At 54.7% G+C, this 667-nt stretch carries 2 protein-coding genes; both read left to right on the top strand.

The window, feature by feature from the left end; all coding sequences use genetic code 11:
* Positions 1–51 precede the first annotated feature (51 nt).
* Positions 52–582, top strand: coding sequence for a hypothetical protein (locus BG32_RS16275; protein ID WP_259459531.1), 531 nt, complete (start codon positions 52–54; stop codon positions 580–582).
* 2 nt (positions 583–584) lie between these two features.
* On the top strand, positions 585–667 hold an 83-nt coding region (locus BG32_RS17085), incomplete at its 3' end, for a hypothetical protein (protein WP_409072648.1).

Genomic DNA, 667 nt, shown 5'->3' with positions numbered 1-667 from the left:
GGAGAGCGAATACATAGTAGACGGGCTCGATAGACTGGGTTTCGAGGTGGAGTGAAGATGAAGTTTGAAGAGATACTGGATCTCGAGGAGAGATCGTCGTTCGACTTCTTCTGGAAGGAGGCCTCCCTTTCCGACAGGGGTTACGGCCTGATAAGGGACAACACGAAAGACAGAAACGTTGCGAGCATCGCCTCGGTGGGCTTCGGCCTATCGGCCCTGCCAGTCGGTGTCGAAAGGGGCTGGATAACCAGAAAGAGCGGCGAAGAAAGAGTGGTAAAGACGCTGAAGAGCTTCCTGAACAACGTTGAACAGAAAGAAGGCTTCTTTGTGCATTTCATAGATATGGTCGAAGGCAGGAGGGCTAACAGATCGGAAGTCTCGGTCATCGACACCGCGCTCTTTCTCATGGGTGGGCTCGTCGCGGCCGAATACTTCGGCGGAGAGACGTCGGAGCTTTTCAGGACCATTTACGGACGGGTGAACTTCCCCTGGTACGTAAACGGGGAGAGAAACTGCTTCTATATGGCTACAGCTACGAACGTGGTTTCTGGGGAGGGTGGGATCGCTACGCCGAACAGATAATCATGTACGTACTGGGCGCCGCCTCTCCGACCTGCCCGACGGACCCGTCGCTTTATTACTCCTTCGCCAGAGACAGGGGGACCTA

The sequence above is a fragment of the Mesotoga sp. HF07.pep.5.2.highcov genome (assembly GCF_003666285.1).
Lineage (GTDB): Bacteria > Thermotogota > Thermotogae > Petrotogales > Kosmotogaceae > Mesotoga > Mesotoga prima.
This window is presented reverse-complemented; position numbering and strand designations above follow the sequence as displayed.